This is a genomic window from Dysgonomonas sp. UBA7710, from assembly GCF_002482385.1.
GTDB lineage: Bacteria > Bacteroidota > Bacteroidia > Bacteroidales > Dysgonomonadaceae > Dysgonomonas.
This window is the reverse complement of record NZ_DLFW01000024.1, coordinates 249,438-270,331: the sequence shown is the minus strand read 5'-3', so window position 1 is coordinate 270,331 and position 20,894 is coordinate 249,438. Positions and strand designations below refer to the sequence as shown.

Sequence of the window (20,894 nt, the reverse complement as noted above, 5' to 3'; positions counted from 1 at the left end):
TCAACTTAATAACTTATATAAATCATACATTTTAAAAAACAATGGCTTTAAAATTTATGACTGCTGAAGAGGCAGCCGCACTTATCAACAACAACGACAATGTGGGATTTAGCGGTTTTACGCATGCAGGATGTCCCAAAGTAGTACCCGGATTTATCGCAAAACGCGCCGAAGAAGAACATGCAAAGGGTAATCCTTTCAAAATAAATGTGTTCACAGGAGCATCCACTGGAGATAAGTTAGACGGGGTCTTAACCAGGGCGAAAGCTATTAACTTCCGTGCACCTTATCAGACAAACAAAAGCATGCGCGATGCAATCAATAATGGAGAAATCAAATATTGCGATTTGCACCTCTCCACAATGGCACAGGATATCCGTTACGGGTATTATGGAAAAGTAGACTACGCTATCGTAGAAGCATGTGAAGTTACAGAGAATGGTGAAATAGTCCCTACATGTGGTGTCGGTATCTCTCCTACGGTAAGCCGTCTGGCAAAAAAAGTCATTGTAGAGCTAAATGAATGGAACCCGAAGGCAATGCGTGGAATACATGATATTCCGGAGCCGCAGGACCCGCCTACACGTGAAGACATTCCGGTATATGGTGTACATGACCGCGTAGGTAAAGACCACATAAAAGTAGACCCTGAAAAAATAATCGTTGTAAGAACCAACGAACCGAATGAAGGAAATGGTTTCGCTCCGGTAGATGAAGTAACTGCGAAAATCGGAGAAAATGTAGCTAATTTCTTTATTAAGGAAATGGCGGAAGGCCGTATGCCAAAAACATTTCTGCCTGTACAGTCAGGTGTGGGTAATATAGCAAATGCTGTGCTTGCAGCCATGGGTGAAAGTAAGGAAATTCCTGATTTTGACGTTTATACCGAGGTTATTCAGGACGCTGTTATAGGCCTTATGGAATCGGGACGTGTGAAATTCGCAAGTGGCTGTTCTTTAACTGTAAGTAATCCTTGTATCGAGCATATATATCAGAATCTGGACTTCTTCAAAGAAAGGATCGTATTGCGCCCTTCCGAATATTCAAACAATCCTGAAGTAGTTCGCCGTCTGGGTGTTATTGCCATCAATACAGCTATTGAAGCGGATATTTATGGTAATATTAACTCAACCCATGTGATGGGTACCAAGATGATGAATGGTATCGGAGGTTCGGGTGACTTTACCCGTAGTGCATATGTATCTATATTCGTTACGCCATCGGTGGCAAAAGACGGAAAGATAAGTTCTTTTGTGCCAATGGTTGCACATCAGGATCATAGTGAACATTCCGTGAAAGTAATCATATCGGAGTACGGTGTTGCCGATCTTCGTGGCAAATGTCCTGAAGACCGTGCGCAGGAAATCATCAATAACTGTGTGCATCCGGATTACCGTCCTCTATTGCAGGAATATATTAAGAATGCACCTAAGGGACAAACAAGGTTCGATATGTATAATGCCTTTGCTTTTCACGAAGCATTCCAGGAAACAGGCGACATGAAAAACGTTACCTGGAGAAAACCAAAGAACGCTTAACACATATATATTAAACATTATAACTGAGAAAACCTTTCGATTGTCAATCGAAAGGTTTTTCTTTGTAATAATTTTGGAATCTTTGAATTTGCAATCTTGAAATTTTCATAATGACTGTTCTCTACGAAGATAATCATATTATAATTGTCAATAAGACTGTATCGGAAATTGTACAGGGAGACAAGACCGGAGATAAACCGCTTTCGGAAATCGTGAAAGAATACCTGAAAGAGAAGTACAATAAGCCGGGAAATGTTTTTTGTGGCGTTACCCACCGCCTCGACCGTCCTACGAGCGGGATCGTGGTCTTTGCCAGGACAAGCAAGGCTTTGTCCCGCCTGAATGATATGTTTAAGAATAAGGAAATAAGCAAAACATACTGGGCTATTGTAAAGAATACGCCCAAGCAGCCGGAGGGAACGTTGAAGCATTATCTGGTGCGGAATGAAAAACAGAATAAATCGTATGCATATGATACGGAGAAGCCGAATTCTAAACAGGCTATACTGCATTATAAACTAATTGCCCGTTCAGATAAATATAGCTTACTCGAAATAGATCTGGAAACAGGCCGCCATCATCAGATACGTTGCCAGCTGGCAAAAATCGGCAGCCCGATAAAAGGGGATTTGAAGTACGGGGCTGAGCGTTCCAATCCCGATGGTGGCATCAGCCTGCATGCACGTAAGATATCCTTTATTCATCCGGTATCGAAAGAATTAATCGAAGTTACTGCACCTGTGCCGGAAGATAATTTGTGGCAGGCTTTTGGTGGAATATAAGTCTTTCGCAAATGTGCAAAATAAGGTATATAGGAAAAATGGAAAACAGAATAAGATTGGTAAGTAATGTGAATCAGTAATTAAATACAAAAGAAAAATCTCACGCAAAGATGCAAAGGCGCAAAGAAAGCTTTTGAATAAAAAAGTAAAAGTGTTATTCGCTTTTATTTGATTCCAACTCTATTCTTTGTTTTTCGAAAGTTATTTTCAATATTTTTCTTTGCGCCTTTGCGTCTTTGCGTGAGATAAAAAGTTTTAAGAACATGAGTGAAAATGAAATATCAAAACATATTGTAGATATTGCATATTGTATACATTCTGAATTAGGGCCGGGTTTGTTAGAGTCTGTTTATGAAGAAATAATGTATTATGAATTGAATATACTGGATTTGAAAGTAGAAAGACAGAAAACTATTCCTGTATTCTGGGACGAATTGAAAATGGATATTGGTTTCCGGGCAGATTTAATTATAGAAGATAAGGTTATCATTGAGTTGAAATCTGTTGAAAAAATATCATCTGTTCATCCCAAACAACTGTTTACATATTTAAAAATAACAGATATTAAGCTGGGACTACTAATCAATTTTAATGAACCCCTTATAAAAAACGGAATAACAAGAATTGTAAATAACCTATAAAAATATACTATACAAAGATAGTGAGCAATACCATTGAAGATACTATTTTTGTGTCTTCGTGCCTTTGTGAGAAATAAAATACTAAATATGAAAATTACAGACCTAATATCATCAGCATTAAGCATCAAAGCTTCACAAATCGAAAAAACAATAGGCTTGTTGGATTCGGGTGCAACCATCCCTTTTATCAGCCGCTACCGTAAAGAAGTAACCGGAGGACTGGACGAGGTTCAGATAGGAGCTATAAAAGAACAAAATGACAAGCTCAATGAACTCGTAAAGCGCCGCGAAACAATCCTGAAATCGATAGAAGAACAGGAGAAGCTGACACCTGAACTGAAAACGCGTATCGAAAACTGTTGGAACAGTTCGGAACTCGAAGATATCTACCTCCCTTATAAACCCAAACGCCAGACGCGTGCCGAAATAGCCCGTAAAAAGGGATTGGAGCCGCTTGCAAAATTGATTATGGCGCAACACCCGGTGGATGTGGAAGGGAAAGCCCTCTCATATGTAAAAGGCGATGTAAAAGATACGAAAGAAGCTATTGCCGGGGCATGTGATATCATAGCCGAATGGATAAATGAAGATGAGTATGCCCGTAATGCTATTCGCAACCTTTTTGAGAGGGAGGCCGTTATTACCGCTAAGGTAGTGAAGGGGAAAGAAGAGGAAGGTGACAAATATCGCGATTACTTCGATTTTTCCGAAAAACTGAGCAAGGCTTCATCTCACCGTATACTGGCAATACGTCGAGGGGAGTCGGAAGGTTTTCTTCGTGTAAACATTGCACCGGATGAAGATACGGCACTGGAAAGGCTGGACAAGCGCTTTATAAAGGGAGATAACGATAATGAAGCCACTAACTATGTGGCCGATGCCATAGAAGACTCATACAAACGATTGTTGAAGCCGTCGATAGAAACGGAGTTTTCAGCTTTATCGAAACAAAAGGCGGATGAGGAGGCCATACGTGTATTCATTGAAAATCTGCGTCAACTTCTGCTTGCTCCACCATTGGGCCAGAAAAGGGTATTGGGTATCGATCCGGGATACCGTACAGGATGCAAACTTGTGTGTCTCGATGCGGAAGGAAACCTGTTGCATAATGAGACAATTTATCCGCATCCACCGCAAAATGAAACATCCAAGGCCGGCAATAAAGTGGTGAAACTGGTGTCTACATATAATATAGATGCTATTGCTATCGGGAATGGTACTGCCAGCCGCGAAACGGAGCGTTTTATTACCAACCTCCGTTACGAAAAGGAAGTGAAAGTATTCGTTGTAAGTGAGAATGGGGCATCGATCTATTCTGCTTCCAAAATCGCCCGTGAAGAATTTCCGGATTATGATGTGACAGTCAGGGGGGCAGTGTCTATTGGTCGTCGTCTGATGGACCCCTTGGCCGAATTGGTGAAGATAGATCCGAAATCCATCGGAGTAGGGCAGTACCAGCATGATGTAGATCAGGCAAAATTGAAAAATTCCCTCGATCTGACCGTCGAAAGTTGTGTAAATCTCGTTGGTGTAAATGTAAATACCGCAAGTAAACACCTGTTGACTTACGTGTCAGGGTTAGGGCCTGTGTTAGCACAGAATATTGTTGATTATCGCGCGGCACATGGTGCTTTCAAGTCCCGTAAAGAACTTATGAAAGTAGCCCGCATGGGAGAAAAGGCTTTTGAACAGTGTGCAGGTTTCCTTCGTATTGCCGAAGCTGTGAACCCATTGGATAATTCTGCCGTACATCCCGAAAGTTATCATGTAGTGGAAAAGATGGCGAAAGATTTGCAGTGTACTGTTTCAGAATTGATTCAGAATAAAGAATTGAAAAAATCGCTCGACCTCAAGTCGTATATAACGCACACGGTCGGATTACCTACGCTGAACGATATAATAGAAGAACTGGATAAACCGGGACGTGACCCGCGTAAAGGCATTAAGATGTTTGAATTCGATCCTAATATCCGTACTATCGATGACTTACGTGAAGGTATGATTCTTCCCGGAATCGTTACTAATATTACAAACTTTGGTTGCTTTGTGGATGTGGGTATCAAAGAGAACGGGTTGGTGCATATTTCGGAAATAGCAGACCGCTTCGTTTCTGACCCTACAGAGGTGGTGTCTCTTCATCAGCATGTAGAAGTCAAAGTATTGTCCGTTGATTTGACACGGAAAAGGGTACAGCTATCGATGAAGAAATAGAAAAGAGCGGCTGTTAAGCCGCTCCTCTTATTACATACTCGCTCTTAATTATTTCAATTTGAATACAATCGGCATTGTAAAGTAAACCGGAACCGCAACCCCGTTATTCTTGCCCGGTATCCATCTAGGCATGTCTTTCAGTACTCTTATGGCTTCTTTGTCGCAGGTAGGACTGATTCCTTTCAGTAGTTGGATATCAGTGATATCTCCGGTTTTGCTTACTACGAATCTTACAGTAACTGTTCCTTGTATTCCCATTTCCTGATCCACAACCGGATATTTGATATTATCGTATATATATTTATACATGTCGGCTTGTCCACCAGGGAATTGAGGCATGAATTGAGCGCTTACGAATACTTCAGGTTCTTTAGGGGCGGCTCCACCTTGTCCGTCACCTACTACATTGGTTTCAAATTCTTTACGGGCAGCGTTTTTGTGGTCAGAACCGTCGTCTTCTACTTCAAAGCTACCGATCTCCCTTTTGTCTGTAGTCAGGTCGCTCATATTGGCCATCTCAGTCTCATCGGGGGCATCTTCGTTCTTTACAATTGTAGGCGGGGCAAATTTTTGCATCGGAAGGAATTTTGGAGGTTCCGGTATGCTAGGCTGAATAACTTCAGGTTCGGTCAACTTATTTTCTACTTCAATTACCGATGTCGTGTATATGTCATCTACACCACCTGTATGATTTTTTGCAGTGGCAGCATTAATCGTACTGATGATTGTCGGCAGACAAGAAACAAAAGCAGCGAATAATACCACTACGCCAAATGCGATCAAGTGCCTTTTGGTAGAGGATTGGCGTAATTCAAATGCACCATATGATTTATTCTTACCTTCAAAAATAATATCACACCATTCTGCGGAATTTAAGTTAACTAAGTTTTTCATAACAGTAAGTTTTATATGTTATTAATTATTTCCCTTTTGTACCTAATAGATATGTAAAAGCTTTAAATTCCATAAAAGGGCTTAAATTTTTTTGAAAATAGTTCCGGATAGATATTTATTTCTTGTATAGAGTGGTATAGCTGAAATTTTACATATATAATATTCTGAAAACTTTATCTCTGTATATAGCTGATAGCCTTTAGCTGTCAGCTTATAGGGCTCTTTGAAGTATTGGGATAAGTAAGTAATGAGTGATGAGTAATAAGTTGAAAGTTATATGAGATACGAGTAGACAAGATACGAGGTACGAGTTGTTAACTGTTTACTGAAATAAGTGTTACCTTTGTTACTTTTTAACCATGTGTAGTTAATAAATGTAAAAATAATGTAAGGGTAACCAAGTCTGTGCTTTGAGCCGCAAAACAGACGGCTGTTTTTACTATTTTTAGTCATTATTTTTTATTTATCAATTCTTAAAATGCTACATTTGTGGCTTTAATTAAAGGAACGTTTTAAATAGCGGGAGCAGAAGTAAAATTTATTTTGATTATGCCGAGTCACGCAAAACGACTATTGTAAATGAACGAAAAGTATATGTCCAATTCCCTAGTTATAATACCCACCTACAATGAGAAGGAGAATATAGAGGCTATAATCAGAACCGTGCTCGATTTGCCCCGGATGTTCGATCTTCTTATTATCGACGATGGCTCTCCCGATGGTACGGCAGGCATTGTGAAAAAGCTTCAATCCGAATTTCCGGAACGACTGAATATGATAGAGCGGGCCGGTAAATTAGGATTAGGTACGGCATATATCGCGGGTTTTCGCTGGACACTGGAACGTTCATATGAATATGTATTCGAAATGGATGCCGATTTTTCGCATAATCCGGACGATTTATTGCGCCTGTATGACGCGTGTGCGAATGATGGCGCGGATTTATCCGTAGGCTCGCGTTATTATAGCGGGGTGAATGTCGTGAACTGGCCGATGGGACGGGTGCTGATGTCTTATTTTGCGTCTAAGTATGTGCGCTTTATTACGGGAATGAAAGTACATGATGCTACAGCCGGATTCGTATGCTATAAGCGAAATGTATTGGAAACCATCGACTTGGATAATATACGTTTCAAGGGATATGCATTTCAGGTAGAAATGAAATATACGGCTTATTGTCTGGGATTTGATATAAAAGAAGTCTCTATCGTATTTGTAAACCGGATGCTGGGAACTTCCAAAATGAATTCGGGTATCTTTGCGGAGGGAGTCTTTGGTGTATTGACGATGAGATTCAGGCAATTGTTCGGAGGCATAAAGAAGAAACAATAAATCTTGTGTATTTTTGCTCTTTATTTAATTTTAGGTGATATAAATGAAAATTATCTGCGTAGGTCTTAACTATCAGACACATAATAAGGAAATGGGTCGTGCGTTGTCTGATAAAGACGATGATCCTGTTCTCTTTATGAAACCCGATACAGCCTTGTTGTCAGGCGATAAGAACCGTTTTTATATACCTGATTTTTCATCGGATATTCATTACGAAACCGAACTGGTAGTCCGTATCGATAAAATGGGTAAGAATATTGCAGAACGTTTTGCTTATCGCTATTATAATGAAATAACACTAGGCATAGACTTTACGGCACGTGACATACAAGCCGGATTAAAACAAAGAAGCCAGCCCTGGGAAATATCGAAGGCTTTTGACAATTCCGCGGCAGTAGGTAGTTTTGTCCCGAAAGAAAAGTATGGAAAAAGTATTCAGGAACTGGACTTCATGCTCAGAATAGATGATAAAGTTGTTCAGTTGGCGAATACAAGCGAGATGCTTCATTCGGTGGATAAGATTATAGCTTTTGCAAGCCGCTTCTTTACATTAAAGACCGGTGACCTCATATTTACCGGTACACCCGCAGGAGTGGGAAAAGTTGAAATAGGAAATAATCTGAAAGGTATTCTGGAGGAAGATGAACTATTGGAATTACATATTTGTTAGAATAGTATGTTAAAATTTGAAATAAAAATAATAAAATCGATAAAAGATAGTTATAACTATAACTGAAGAATGTACAAACTATAAACTTCCTTAACCAAATTAATTTAATTACGTAAAATAAATAGTGGAATAAATGAAGAATTTCTTAAAAAAAGTCTTGCTGGTAAATGCTTTTGCACTCACTACATTTAGCATGGTTGCTCAGGAAGATATCAATCCGATTTTGACTGCAATGCCGTCTTTATCTATTGCCCCTGACGCCCGTGGTGGCGGTATGGGAGATGCCGGAGTAGCTACTGCACCCGATGTGTATTCACAACACTGGAATCCTGCAAAATATGCATTTTCACCAAGTAAGGCGGGATTCGGATTATCATATACACCCTGGTTGAGAAAAATCATCAATGATATAGCGCTGGTTTATGGCGTAGGATATTATAAACTGGGTAATGAAAATAATCAGGCATTAAGTGCTTCGGTACGTTACTTCTCTGTAGGTAATGTCAATATTGCCAATGATGCGGGTTGGACGGGACAAACACTGAGCCCTCACGAACTGGCTGTCGATTTAGGCTATTCGCGTAAATTGACAGAAACATTTTCCGGCTCAGTAACAGTACGTTATATACGTGCCGATTATTCGGGCGCGGATGAAGAAACAACTCCGGGTAATGCATGGGCTGCCGATGTAGCAGGTTATAACGAGTCGTATATAAACATAGGACAATCGGAAAGCTTATTAAGCTTCGGTTTTAATATATCTAATATCGGTACTAAGATAGCAACAACAGGCGGAGACAGGGATCAGTTCCTGCCTACAAACCTGCGCTTAGGAGCTTCATTGATGTATCCGATGAACGATGTAAGTACATTGTCTTTCAGTATGGATATCAATAAGTTGCTGGTGCCTACACCTCCTGTACAGGAAGAAGATGAAAGTATCAACGATTATAGGAAACGGATTGAAGATTATCAGAATATCAGCCCTATATCCGGTATCTTTAAATCGTTTGGGGATGCGCCCGGCGGATTTTCGGAAGAGATGAAAGAAATAATGTGGTCGCTTGGTGCAGAATATGACTATGATAATAAGTTCCGCCTTCGTACCGGTTATTTCCATGAAAACAAAATGAAGGGTAACCGTCAGTACTTGTCGTTCGGGGCAGGGTTCAAGCTGACAGCTTTCCAGCTGGATGTAGCTTATATGCTTGCTACTGCACAACAAAACCCGTTAGACCAGACACTCCGTTTCTCTTTGGCGTTCGACATTGACGGAATGAAAAATTTATTCAGATAAAACTTAATTAGCATATTAGTAAATTCGGAAATCAGCAAATAGTGCAAGCGGCTAGCAGTACACATAGTTATTGAATTTACTGATATGCTAATGTGCTAATTCTCAAATTAAATAAAATGAAGATACGTGTAGGGTTTGGGTACGATGTACATTGTTTGGCAGACAATCGTGAATTGTGGCTTGGAGGTGTGAAGATCGACCATACTCAGGGACTTATGGGACACTCCGATGCTGATGTCCTGATACATGCGATTTGTGATGCTTTGTTAGGTGCGGCAAATCTGCGCGATATAGGTTTTCACTTTCCCGATACTGCGGGAGAATATAAAGATATAGATAGCAAGATTTTACTGGCCAGAACATTAGAGGTTATAACGGAAAAAGGGTACAGGATCGGCAATATTGATGCGACTATCTGTGCCGAGCGTCCTAAGATAAATCCGCATATACCTCAGATGCAAAAGATAATGGCAGGGATACTTGAAATCTCTGAAGAAGATATTTCTATTAAAGCTACCACATCCGAAAAAATGGGATTTGTAGGCCGTGAGGAAGGTTTTGCCGCATATGCCGTGGCTTTAATAGAAAAATAAGTGATAGTTAAACACAGTGCAAAATGAGTGTGAAACCTGTAATAGAGTTAACTGCTGACGGGTCTCACACTCTTTTTATACCCGGACTGAACGAGCATTATCATTCGGTAAACGGGGCTATACAAGAATCTACGCATGTCTTTATAGAAGCAGGATTAAAACATTGTCGCAGAGATACAATCCATATATTCGAAGTAGGTTTCGGTACAGGACTGAATGCTTTTCTTACATTACTTGAAAGTAGAAGGACAGGACGGATTATCCACTATACAAGCATAGAGGCTTATCCTTTATCCGATAATATTATTAAAGATTTGAATTATCCTGATAAATATTTATCTATAGAGCAGGATATGTATTATAGGCTGCATAGTGTGGACTGGGAAAAAGAATCGGAGATAACCGATAATTTTTTTCTTACCAAAATAAAGGCGGACTTTACAAGTCTCAATTTCTCGAAAATAAAAGAAAATGTAGATATTATCTATTTTGATGCCTTCGCTCCCGATAAACAGTCCGATATGTGGACTCAGGAAATCTTTGATAAATTGTGTGCTATATCAGGCGACGGATGTATTTTGGTTACCTATTGTGCCAAAGGAATAGTGCGCCGGATGATGCAGCAGGCCGGCTTTACAACGGAACGGTTACCCGGGCCTCCAGGAAAACGGGAGATGTTGCGGGCGACGAAGAATAGTTAAGTGCTTCTATGATTTTTTACTTCTGATAAAAGTTATCTATATTTGCACTTCCAAAATTTAGAGTCAAAATTTAATGAAAATAGGTAATATAAATTTTTCTGAAAACCCGGTGTTCCTTGCTCCTATGGAGGATGTTACCGATATGGGTTTCAGATTGATGTGTAAACGTTTTGGCGCGGATATGGTATATACCGAGTTTGTATCCAGCGACGCTCTTATACGTCATGTAAACAAAACACAGGCAAAACTAACTATCAGCGAAGAAGAACGTCCCGTAGCTATCCAGATATACGGGCGGGAGGTGGACGCGATGGTAGAGGCTGCAAAGATATGTGAAGAAGCCAGTCCCGACATACTGGATATAAATTTCGGTTGCCCTGTGAAGAAAGTGGCAGGAAAAGGTGCCGGTTCGGGCATGATGCGGACACCCGAACTGATGGTGGAAATCACTGCTGCCGTCGTAAAGGCTGTGAATATCCCCGTGACAGTGAAAACCCGCCTGGGATGGGATAACGATTCAAAGATAATTGTAGAACTGGCGGAGCAATTACAGGATACAGGTATACAGGCTTTAACATTGCATGGGCGTACTCGTGCCCAGATGTATTCAGGAGAAGCTGATTGGTCACTGATTGGTGCAGTAAAGAATAATTCACGCATGCATATCCCGATTATTGGCAATGGGGATGTAACCACACCCGAAATCTGCAAACGGCGTTTTGACGAAACAGGTGTGGATGCCGTAATGATCGGTCGTGGCAGCATCGGCGGTCCGTGGATATTCGAAGAGGTGAAACATTATCTGGCCACAGGAGAATCTATGCCAAAGAAGGAGTTTACATGGTATCTTGATGTTTTGAAAGATTTGGTACGGAAGAATATAGCCCATTCCGGCGAGAGAGGCGGGATCATACATAGCCGCCGTCATTTGGCGGGAAGTCCTGTATTTAAAGGTATTCCCGATTTTAAGAAAATACGGGTGTCTATGCTTCGAACCGAATCTGTGGATGACTTATTTACTATAATCGATAATATACCGGAGCAATTTGGCTTAGCTACAGATTAGCATTGGATAATATTTCTTTAACTATTGTCTTGAATTCAACCGGATATACGATTCTGGCAATATCGATATAAGATAGGTACCAACGGGCAAACCTGTCGAAAGAGAAGGTCATGAAGTGTAACTCGATCTTTCCATTGACTTCTTTTTCTGTGATGAGTCCTTGATAATACCTGTTTTCATCAATAAGAAGCATGTCTTTTTCGTTGACCTCGATAACAATTTTTTGCAGATGTTCGCGGTCTCCAAGTGTTTTAAGGAAAGAGTCGAGTGGTGGATGATTCAATTCAAAGCCTTTATTGGTTTGGGTGATATTTTGAATCCGGCTGATCCGGAAAGTCCGGTAATCTTTTACAGTATTGCAGAATGCGATTAAATACCAGTTAGACATAGAGAAGAATATACCAATCGGGTCTACTGTCCTGTCTGTCGTTTCGTTTCTGTTATAGGAATAGTAGGTTATATATACTTTTTTCCTTTTAGCTGCTCCGTCTATTAGTTCGTGCAGGATGTTTTGGGTGCTTTCCGAATTTTTCAGGTGATAATTGAGTGTGCCGATTTTATTGTTGAAGTCCTCTATTGTCTTTATTTCGGCTAGCCGCATTACAGCTTTGATCTTTTCAATCCCTGATTTGTAACTGGATTTAAATCCCTTGTCCGTAAACTTGTCGATTAGTTTTTCGGCCGCAATAAATGAGAAGGCCTCTTCCTGGGTAAACATCAGAGGAGGGAGTTTAAAGCCTTCTACTAACGAATAGCCTGTGCGCGAATCACCTGCTAATGGGATTCCGGAATCCTCCAAAGCCCGTAAATCTCTGTAAACAGTACGGGTACTGATATTGAAACGGTCTGTGATTTGCTTTATCTTTACGATAGATGATGATTGAAGCATTATCAGTATTGCCGATAATCTGTCTATACGGTTCATTTGTTTCCAGTTTGGGATTGCTTTGCAAAAATAAGATAAGATTGGCAGAACAACCAGAGTTTTCTACCAATCTTATTTTAAGGCTACGTCTTTAGGCCGAATAATCATCGTCAGACATCATAATAAGCCATCGGATACCATATTTGTCTATAATCTCGCCTATGGCTTCAGTAAAGAATGTCTTTTCCAGCGGGCTTACGATTGTGCCCTCTTTAGATAACAGGTTGAACACCCGGTGTAAATCGTCCGGATTGTAGAAGGATAACACCAGCTTGTTGTTGTTTCCGCTTTCCACGATTTCTCCGGAGTTGGCATCTTCTCCGGCTAATTCGAAATGCTGCGTATTGAGCACCATGTGAGAGATTTTCTCTTTGTCGGTTTCGGCTGCCTGAAAGGTTCTGTCTTCCTTTTTGCGGAAAGTGAATACTATTTCGCCGTTCAGAGCTTCTTTATAGAGATTGAACGCTTCTTCACATGTTCCCGGATAAACCAGATGTACTTTTAGTTTCATACTTTTTTGTTTTTAATTTATCTATACTGATATCGGGAGTAAAAGTAGGGGGTAGTAGTGACAACCCTATGTCGCACTTTTTTAGAAAAATCAAAAAGTGTTGATTCACTTACAATATCCCGCTGTCCTGTATTTTATACAAAACAAATTTCGTATTTTTGTACCTCTAAAAATTTAGAAGCAGATTATGGAACAAAAACTATCGGTTTACAACACTCTGACCCGTACAAAAGAAGTATTCGAACCGCTTCATGCACCTCACGTGGGGATGTATGTATGTGGTCCTACAGTATATAGTGACGCTCATCTCGGGCATGCCCGTCATGGCGTTACATTCGATTTGCTATTCAGATATTTGCAGCATATCGGCTATAAGGTGCGCTATGTGAGAAATATTACAGATGTGGGGCATCTGGAAAATGAAGAAGGGAGCGGAGAAGACCGTATTGCGAAAAAGGCACGTCTGGAACAGTTGGAGCCGATGGAGGTAGTTCAATATTACAGCAACCGTTACCACAAGGTAATGAATGATCTGAATACATTGCCGCCATCTATAGAGCCTCATGCATCGGGCCATATAATAGAGCAGATAGAATCTATAAAAGAAATAGTAAAAAACGGCTATGCATATGAAAGTAACGGTTCTATCTATTTCGATGTGGTAAAATATAACAAAGATTACGATTATGGTATTCTATCTCATAGGAATATAGAAGAAATGCTGAATACAACCCGTGAACTTGACGGGCAGGACGAGAAACGCAGTAAGGTGGACTTTGCCTTGTGGAAGAAAGCTGCGCCGGAACATATCATGCGCTGGCCTTCTCCGTGGAGTGATGGTTTCCCGGGATGGCATCTTGAATGTTCAACTATGAGTATCAAATATCTGGGAAAGGAATTCGATATACACGGTGGCGGTCTCGATCTGATGTTTCCTCACCATGAATGTGAAATAGCCCAGAATACAGCTATGGAAAAGCATCAGGTGGTAAAATACTGGATGCACAATAATATGATAACCATTGCAGGACAGAAGATGGCACGCTCGTTAGGTAATTTTATTACGCTCGAGCAACTGTTTGCCGGTAGCCACGACCTGTTGGAAAAGGCATATACTCCTATGACGGTACGGTTCTTTATCCTGCAGGCGCATTATCGCAGTACGGTAGACTTTAGTAATGAAGCATTGCAGGCTGCCGAGAAGAGCCTCGAACGTCTTTTGGATTCATATGGCAGACTGGATAAAATTGCTGTTTCGGATACATCTTCAGTGGATGTAAGAAGTATTCGTCAGAAATGTTATGATGCAATGAACGACGATATGAATTCAGCAGTAGTTATAGCTCATTTATGCGAAGCCAGTACAACAATAAACTCGGCTATAGCAGGGAATATAAAACTGACGAAGGAAGATATTGCCGAATTGAAGGATATATTTGATATATTTCTGTTCTCTGTGTTGGGTATTCGTAATGAGGCATCCTCTGCAAATAATAACGAGGCATTCGGAAAAGCTGTAGACTTACTACTCGATATTCGTCAAAAAGCAAAAGAAAACAAAGATTGGGCGACATCTGACCAGATCAGAAATGAATTGGCCAAAGCCGGCTTTGAAATAAAAGACGGTAAGGACGGCGCGGAATGGAAACTCAAATGAAATCTTAGTATTACAATATGATAATAACAATGTCTCCGGCGAAACTTCAGGATTTTGAATCCCCGGTTCCCGTAAAAGAAGCTACTACTCCGCTTTATACCAAAGAGGCGGACGAATTGTATAAGTCGATGGAAGGTATATCCGCGCAGGAGATAGCTTCATTGATGAGTATTAATCCGCAGCTGGCACATAATGTATATCAATATATTCATGCATTCCCATTGGCAAAAACCCCGCAGCGGCAGGCAATATTTGCATACAATGGCATTGCTTATAAGGGGCTGGATGCAGAAACTTTTTCAGACCAGGATTTTGATTTTGCGCAGAAGCATCTGATACATATATCCGGTTTGTACGGTGTCCTTCGTCCGCTCGATTTGATAAAGCCATACCGTTTGGAAATGCAAATTCCGCTGGCAAACAACAGAGGTAAAGATTTATATGCTTTCTGGTCGGAAACGATCAGTAAATATTTGGCTAAACAGATGAAAGCGGATGATAATGTGTGGATTAATCTTGCTTCAAAAGAATATGCAAAAGCTGTAAACCGTAAACTCTTGCCAAAAGGACATAAGGTAATAACCCCTGTCTTTAAACAGCAGACAGATAAAGGTTATAAGCAGATTGTGGTGTATGCTAAGAAAGCGCGGGGAATGATGACCCGTTTTATTATTCAGCACCAGATTAAAGAGATAGAACATCTGAAGGGATTCGACACCGAAGGCTATGTTTTTGCCCCACAATTATCGGATGATAAGGAATGGGTATTTGTAAGGTAAATGCATATCGAGATTTCAAGATGGCAAGAATTAGAAAGAATATTGAAATCTTTAAATTTTTAAATCTTGAAACTTCTTGTTAACTTTGTGTTGCGAGAAAAAACATAAATTAAATAGTAAATAAAGATGAAAAAAGTAGTATTGATTCGCCACGGGGAAAGCGTTTGGAACAAAGAAAACCGCTTTACGGGATGGACTAACGTAGACTTGTCGGAACAAGGAGTTCAGGAAGCAGTAAAAGCAGGACAATTGCTGAAGAAAGAAGGTTTCAACTTTACTCTGGCCTATACTTCATATCTGAAAAGAGCCGTTAAGACATTGAATAATATCCTCGATCAAATGGATCTGGACTGGATTCCGGTTGAAAAAACATGGCGTTTGAATGAGAAACATTACGGTATGCTTCAGGGTTTGAACAAAGCCGAGACTGCAGAAAAATATGGTGATGAGCAAGTACTGGTTTGGAGACGTAGTTATGACGTGCCGCCTGCTCCACTGGAATCTACAGATCCGCGCTCCGCTTCACAAGATCCACGTTATGCATGCGTACCTAAAGCATATATACCTGAAACTGAAGCATTGAAAGAAACCGTAGAGCGTATCCTTCCTTACTGGCTGGAAGTTATCTATCCGTCGTTGATGTGTCATGATGAAATTATCGTTGCTGCTCACGGAAACAGCCTTCGTGGTATTATTAAATATCTGAAAGGTATTTCTGATGAAGATATCGTAAGCCTGAACCTGCCTACAGCAGTTCCTTACGTTTTCGAATTTGATGATGATTTGAATCTTGTAAAAGATTATTTCCTTGGTGATCCTGAAGAAATCAAAAAACTGATGGATGCTGTTGCTAATCAGGGAAAGAAGAAGTAAATATTAAGAATTTGCATATGAAGAGCATATATTCGCAAAAATATATGCTCTTTCTTCTTGTGTAAGTTAGGATAATAGAAAGAAAACCACTATCTTTGCCCCGCTTTTATAAGCCCGTACGTGTGATGGGAATGAGGAAGCAAATCCTTGATTTGAGTAACACATTTAAAATTAAAAGATGAAAACATTTGAACTAAAAGGCGAAGTCAGAACAGACATTGGCAAAAAAGCAACTAAGGCTTTTCGTAAAGAAGACAAAATCCCTGCGGTTATCTATGGTGGCGAAAAAGCTGACAAAGCTATCCATTTCACGGTGACAAACAGCGATGTGCGCAAATTGATTTACACTCCTGAAATTTACCTTGTAGACCTTACGGTAGGGAAAGACAACTATAAAGCAATATTGAAAGATGTGCAGGTACACCCTGTTACAGATGAAATTCTGCACCTTGATTTCCTTCATGTATTCGAAAACAAACCGATTACAATTGATGTACCGGTAGTACTTGACGGACTGGCAGAAGGTGTTAAGGCCGGGGGTAAATTATCTCTTGACCTGCGCAAACTGAAAGTAAGAGCTCTTTATGATAAAGTACCGGAAAAAGTACATGTTGATGTTTCAGGCCTTGCATTAGGAAAATCTATTCAGGTTGGAGAACTTCATTTCGAAGGACTTGAATTGCTGAATGCGAAAAATGGCGTTGTTTGCCGTGTTCAGTTGACTCGTGCAGCCAGAGGTCTTGCGGCTAAAAACGGCTAATAGCGGATAACTATAGAAATATAACGAATGAAATATTTGATTGTCGGACTGGGCAATATTGGTCGAGAATACGAATATACCCGCCACAACATAGGATTCAGAGTATTGGACGCTTTAGCTAAAGCGTCCAATATTGTTTTTGCAGACAGGCGTTACGGCTTTGTGGCAGAGATGAAAGTGAAGGGACGCACGCTGATTTTGCTAAAGCCATCGACATACATGAATCTCAGTGGTAATGCCGTGCGCTATTGGATGAATCAGGAAAAAGTCTCTGTCGAAAATGTGCTGGTCGTAGTAGATGATCTGGCTTTGCCGTTCGGTTCTTTACGCCTCAAAGGAAAAGGCAGTGATGCCGGGCATAACGGATTGAAGCACATACAGTCGATTTTGAGCACGCAGGAATACGCGCGTTTACGTTTTGGCATTGGAAATGATTTCCCAAGAGGAGGACAGGTTGATTATGTTCTGGAAGACTTCTCTGATGAAGAGGAAAAAGAACTTCCTGCTAAACTGGAAATTTGCGGAGAAATAATAAAGAGTTTTTGTCTGGCAGGGATACAAAACACAATGAATCAGTATAATAATAAATAAGATATGGCTAAAGAAGTAAAGAACGAAGTGCGAATCGATAAATGGCTCTGGGCCGTGCGTCTGTTCAAAACGCGCTCTATAGCCATAGAGGCCTGCAAAAAAGGGCGTATAACAATCAAAGGCGTAACTATAAAGCCATCACGGATGATAAAAGCCGGAGACATAATAGAGGTTCGCCGCCCGCCTGTGACATATTCGTTCGAAGTGCTCGCTCTCTCCGAAAACAGGATGGGGGCAAAGCTCGTGCCTGAATTTATGCGCGATGTAACCCCTCCGTCGCAACTGGAAATATTGGAGATGTCCAAAATGACCGGATTTGTAGACCGTGCCCGTGGAACAGGACGTCCTACAAAAAAAGATCGCCGCGAATTGGAACAGTTTACAGACGACTACTCATTCTTTGACGATTGGGATCTGGAAACAGAGGATTAGTTATCAGATAAACTTTCAGAAAAACATTTCACTGCACATAGAAAAAAGCAATGCGCCCCATAAAAAAATCTGCGGATCATCCCGACCCACAGATTTCCAATAGTGAAGTATATTATTGAAGTGTCATCGGATCAATCTTTTTTGCATCTGACAGGAAACTGATAGTAACGATATGGCCTATAACGATGAACTCTGTTTTCATCCTTGTTAAAAATCCTTCCGGAGACGGCTGTGCCGTGAGAAATGCTGCTAGTCCAATATATACCGTCGGCACCATATCCACCGGCCTGCCCATTATCTACATATCCTGCAAGTAGAATGGCAAATCCATTATTTAGGGTAGATCTGCTTGTTCCCGTAAAGCTGGATTCGCAAATATCTTTCATAGCTTGGCCATGTGTAGTTCCGCGCCACAAATCCGTTGCATTCTCATCATTCTTATTTAATACTACTGTTGGTTGCTGGACATTACCTTGTGTAACAATATTATTCTGAACATCGGCAAAACTTGTAGTTAAACGTATAATTTCTTGTTCCAGTTGCGTCCACTCATAGTCGCTAGGTAAATGCCAGCCTTTAGGGCAAATGCCCTGCCTGCTTACCTGAGTCGTTGTACTTGCATCTCTTACACTCACCCCATCCCATTCCATCATTCCGGCTTCGGTTTGATCTCCTATCCAACCATCGTTCGGACCTCCGGCCTTGTCTCTATTATATCGACCATCAAATACTCTTTGATTCCCACCTGTAGATGTTTTTGCATTAATATACGGTATGCCATTCTGTACCCCATCCTGATATGGAATTGATCCCTTCCCGGCAGTAGCGGCATCCCATGTATATAAATAGCCTAAAAAAGAATTTTTCTTATATTCGGCATCACTGGTAACGCTCTGCCCGCTCACATTCGGGTAAGCCCAGTAGGCAGTATTATATGCATTACCGGAATTTGCATTACGCGTCAGCGTGCGGCCACCTTGATGAGCTATGTCATCATAAGCTTCCGCCGCAAGATTTGTAATCATCCATCTGCCGGCATTACCAAATTGCGCTGAATAAAATTCGGCATAAATTAATTTATTGGCAGCATCTCTCTTTTCCAAATGGCGGACTATATCTCCATTCCATGTATTATTTGCACTGCTAGTCTCGGAAGGTGTTGCATCATATTGTACTCCAGTCATATCAGGAGTTCCCTGACACTGTTTTACATTAATCACAAAATCTTTAGCGCGCTCCAATGGATCTTTAAATGTTACTGTGGCAGTGGTGTATCTTTTACCGATATCTGCATTTGCGCCTTTATAAACGAAATTATCATTTGAGCCTGTCGTACCATCAGCAGTTGTACTATCTTTCAAGTCTGTAGTATAACTTTGCAATATATCACGAACATTCCAGCTACTACCATCTGAAACAGCGTTGGCCTGCCAGGCTACATTCGATAATATTTCCAAATTAACAGAATTAGTATCTTTAATTATAATATGTTTAATAGGATTAGATACGGAACCTGCCAGTATAGAATAATTAGTCTGGTTCAGGATAATTGTCTCTATCCGAGGTATTGTTCCTCCACCGGGGCAGGACCCTGTACCCGGAAGTCCTGTTATTGTCAGCTTCGATTCACGGGTCAGGAAGGGGTTCGATGTCAGGTCAGTGACTGTCATTACATCCGGAAAAACGGAAATATCCGATATCGGGCTAGTTGACCATATAGCGGGAAATTGCGGGGCGAGCGGATTAGCTGTGAATACCAGACCCCCGCTAATGTTATTAGCCCAAGCACCCGTTACCTGATTCGTTTCACCAAAGGTTACGAACAGCGTATAGGCTGTCAAGGTACGCAAGTCCTGACCGCTGGGGATATGAATCATGTTATCTGCTGGCAGAGCGGGAGTAAAGATAAGGGTAGGATTGCCTGTCAGGATGAGGTTATTGGTCAGTTGCACCCACTCCATACCCGTCCATGTATATACACCCCGGGCGAACTTGCCGTCGCACTGGGTTAGATTATACACCCAAAGTCCCGTATGCTGCGCATCCTGTGTCCTCTTTTTCGCGTCGGTGTCGTAATCGCTGTTTGCCGTCCCTGATCCCGGTGTTTTCTCGAACATCGGGTATAGTTTATTCGGGTCGGTCAGGGTTATCCGTGGCAGCATCAAGCCTTTGGTGGAGGTCGTATTGTCCGCTTTCGGGTTATATTGTTTCAGGTCTAATAAAGATCCTTTGGCAGGTTCAAGGCCTGCGCCTATTGTCACCTGTGCCTGTAGTTGCAGGGCTATAAGGCTTACCAGACTTATGGCCGCTAATTGTTTGAAAGTTCTTTTTTTCATTGTTGTATTATCATAATCATGATTTTGCATAGTCTTTAATTTATGTTGTAAAATGTAGTTTCAAAAGGATTATACGGACCTTTCGCCCGCAGTACGGCATAGGAAAGTTAAGGAAGACACTTTTTACCGGAAAGCAAAAATATCCACATGTTGTAAAATAAGGGGGGATAAATATTTTCTATTTTCACGCACGTATATACGCATGCGAATATATTCTTGTGAAGGATTTATTATGTGAAATTTTCTGAGAAAATATTTATGGCAGGTTTTTCTTTCTTTCTTTTTCTCTCTCTCTCTCTCTCTCT

The 20,894-nt window shown here is 40.9% G+C and carries 20 protein-coding genes; 16 read left to right on the top strand and 4 right to left on the bottom strand.

Translation table 11 applies throughout. From position 1 onward, the window contains the following. Positions 1-41 precede the first annotated feature (41 nt). The 4 genes from B3317_RS09065 (at position 42) to B3317_RS09050 (ending at position 5,172) form a co-directional block, all read left to right on the top strand. Positions 42-1,538: an acetyl-CoA hydrolase/transferase family protein gene (locus tag B3317_RS09065; RefSeq protein WP_291110827.1), complete on the top strand. Its 1,497-nt coding sequence runs from the start codon at positions 42-44 to the stop codon at positions 1,536-1,538. Positions 1,539-1,648: 110 nt separating this feature from the next. Then, the gene (locus B3317_RS09060) at positions 1,649-2,320 is read left to right on the top strand and encodes an RluA family pseudouridine synthase (protein WP_291110825.1); all 672 of its coding nucleotides are present in this window, start codon (positions 1,649-1,651) and stop codon (positions 2,318-2,320) included. A 263-nt stretch (positions 2,321-2,583) separates the two neighbouring features. Then, complete coding sequence (locus B3317_RS09055) at positions 2,584-2,961, top strand: GxxExxY protein (RefSeq protein ID WP_291110823.1); 378 nt, start codon at positions 2,584-2,586, stop codon at positions 2,959-2,961. Positions 2,962-3,048: 87 nt separating this feature from the next. Continuing rightward, positions 3,049-5,172 (top strand): Tex family protein, encoded by a 2,124-nt coding sequence (locus B3317_RS09050; RefSeq protein ID WP_291110821.1) that lies wholly within the window; start codon positions 3,049-3,051, stop codon positions 5,170-5,172. Between the two features lie 48 nt (positions 5,173-5,220). Here the strand turns inward: B3317_RS09050 and B3317_RS09045 are convergent, their stop codons facing one another. Beyond that, entirely contained in the window at positions 5,221-6,066 is an 846-nt protein-coding gene (locus B3317_RS09045; protein ID WP_291110819.1) for an energy transducer TonB, read from the bottom strand. A gap of 594 nt (positions 6,067-6,660) precedes the next feature. Here B3317_RS09045 and B3317_RS09040 point away from each other — a divergent pair. The 6 genes from B3317_RS09040 (at position 6,661) to dusB (ending at position 11,725) form a co-directional block, all read left to right on the top strand. Beyond that, positions 6,661-7,398, top strand: coding sequence for a polyprenol monophosphomannose synthase (locus B3317_RS09040; protein WP_291110816.1), 738 nt, complete (start codon positions 6,661-6,663; stop codon positions 7,396-7,398). A 43-nt stretch (positions 7,399-7,441) separates the two neighbouring features. Next, positions 7,442-8,068: a fumarylacetoacetate hydrolase family protein gene (locus tag B3317_RS09035; protein WP_291110815.1), complete on the top strand. Its 627-nt coding sequence runs from the start codon at positions 7,442-7,444 to the stop codon at positions 8,066-8,068. Between the two features lie 133 nt (positions 8,069-8,201). Then, positions 8,202-9,365, top strand: coding sequence for a type IX secretion system outer membrane channel protein PorV (gene porV / locus B3317_RS09030; RefSeq protein ID WP_291110812.1), 1,164 nt, complete (start codon positions 8,202-8,204; stop codon positions 9,363-9,365). A 116-nt stretch (positions 9,366-9,481) separates the two neighbouring features. Continuing rightward, positions 9,482-9,958, top strand: coding sequence for a 2-C-methyl-D-erythritol 2,4-cyclodiphosphate synthase (gene ispF / locus B3317_RS09025; protein WP_291110810.1), 477 nt, complete (start codon positions 9,482-9,484; stop codon positions 9,956-9,958). A gap of 23 nt (positions 9,959-9,981) precedes the next feature. Then, positions 9,982-10,659, top strand: coding sequence for a tRNA (5-methylaminomethyl-2-thiouridine)(34)-methyltransferase MnmD (gene mnmD, locus B3317_RS09020; RefSeq protein WP_291110808.1), 678 nt, complete (start codon positions 9,982-9,984; stop codon positions 10,657-10,659). Positions 10,660-10,732: 73 nt separating this feature from the next. Further along, positions 10,733-11,725, top strand: a complete 993-nt coding sequence (gene dusB / locus B3317_RS09015; protein WP_291110806.1) for a tRNA dihydrouridine synthase DusB — start codon at positions 10,733-10,735, stop codon at positions 11,723-11,725. Here the strand turns inward: dusB and B3317_RS09010 are convergent. Both B3317_RS09010 and B3317_RS09005 read right to left on the bottom strand, forming a co-directional pair. Continuing rightward, positions 11,715-12,650: a helix-turn-helix transcriptional regulator gene (locus tag B3317_RS09010; protein ID WP_291110804.1), complete on the bottom strand. Its 936-nt coding sequence runs from the start codon at positions 12,648-12,650 to the stop codon at positions 11,715-11,717. The two genes, dusB and B3317_RS09010, sit on opposite strands and share 11 nt — an antisense overlap. A gap of 91 nt (positions 12,651-12,741) precedes the next feature. Then, positions 12,742-13,161, bottom strand: coding sequence for a VOC family protein (locus B3317_RS09005; RefSeq protein WP_291110801.1), 420 nt, complete (start codon positions 13,159-13,161; stop codon positions 12,742-12,744). Between the two features lie 187 nt (positions 13,162-13,348). Here B3317_RS09005 and cysS point away from each other — a divergent pair, with 187 nt between their 5' ends. The 6 genes from cysS to B3317_RS08975 all read left to right on the top strand — a co-directional run bounded on the left by cysS (position 13,349) and on the right by B3317_RS08975 (position 18,253). Further along, complete coding sequence (gene cysS / locus B3317_RS09000) at positions 13,349-14,818, top strand: cysteine--tRNA ligase (protein WP_291110799.1); 1,470 nt, start codon at positions 13,349-13,351, stop codon at positions 14,816-14,818. A gap of 17 nt (positions 14,819-14,835) precedes the next feature. After that, positions 14,836-15,597: a peroxide stress protein YaaA gene (yaaA, locus tag B3317_RS08995; protein WP_291110797.1), complete on the top strand. Its 762-nt coding sequence runs from the start codon at positions 14,836-14,838 to the stop codon at positions 15,595-15,597. 126 nt (positions 15,598-15,723) lie between these two features. Beyond that, a complete protein-coding gene (gpmA, locus tag B3317_RS08990; RefSeq protein WP_291110795.1) occupies positions 15,724-16,470 on the top strand; it encodes a 2,3-diphosphoglycerate-dependent phosphoglycerate mutase in 747 nt (248 codons plus the stop codon). Positions 16,471-16,648: 178 nt separating this feature from the next. Continuing rightward, positions 16,649-17,230, top strand: a complete 582-nt coding sequence (locus tag B3317_RS08985) for a 50S ribosomal protein L25/general stress protein Ctc (protein ID WP_291110793.1) — start codon at positions 16,649-16,651, stop codon at positions 17,228-17,230. Between the two features lie 27 nt (positions 17,231-17,257). Beyond that, positions 17,258-17,821 carry an aminoacyl-tRNA hydrolase gene (gene pth / locus B3317_RS08980; protein ID WP_291110791.1) on the top strand — a complete coding sequence of 188 codons (564 nt, stop codon included), beginning with the start codon at positions 17,258-17,260 and terminating at the stop codon, positions 17,819-17,821. 3 nt (positions 17,822-17,824) lie between these two features. Next, positions 17,825-18,253 (top strand): RNA-binding S4 domain-containing protein, encoded by a 429-nt coding sequence (locus B3317_RS08975; RefSeq protein ID WP_291110789.1) that lies wholly within the window; start codon positions 17,825-17,827, stop codon positions 18,251-18,253. A 131-nt stretch (positions 18,254-18,384) separates the two neighbouring features. On the opposite strand, the gene B3317_RS08970 is transcribed toward B3317_RS08975, so the two are convergent. Next, a complete protein-coding gene (locus B3317_RS08970) occupies positions 18,385-20,589 on the bottom strand; it encodes an FISUMP domain-containing protein (RefSeq protein ID WP_291110787.1) in 2,205 nt (734 codons plus the stop codon). Positions 20,590-20,894: the final 305 nt, after the last annotated feature.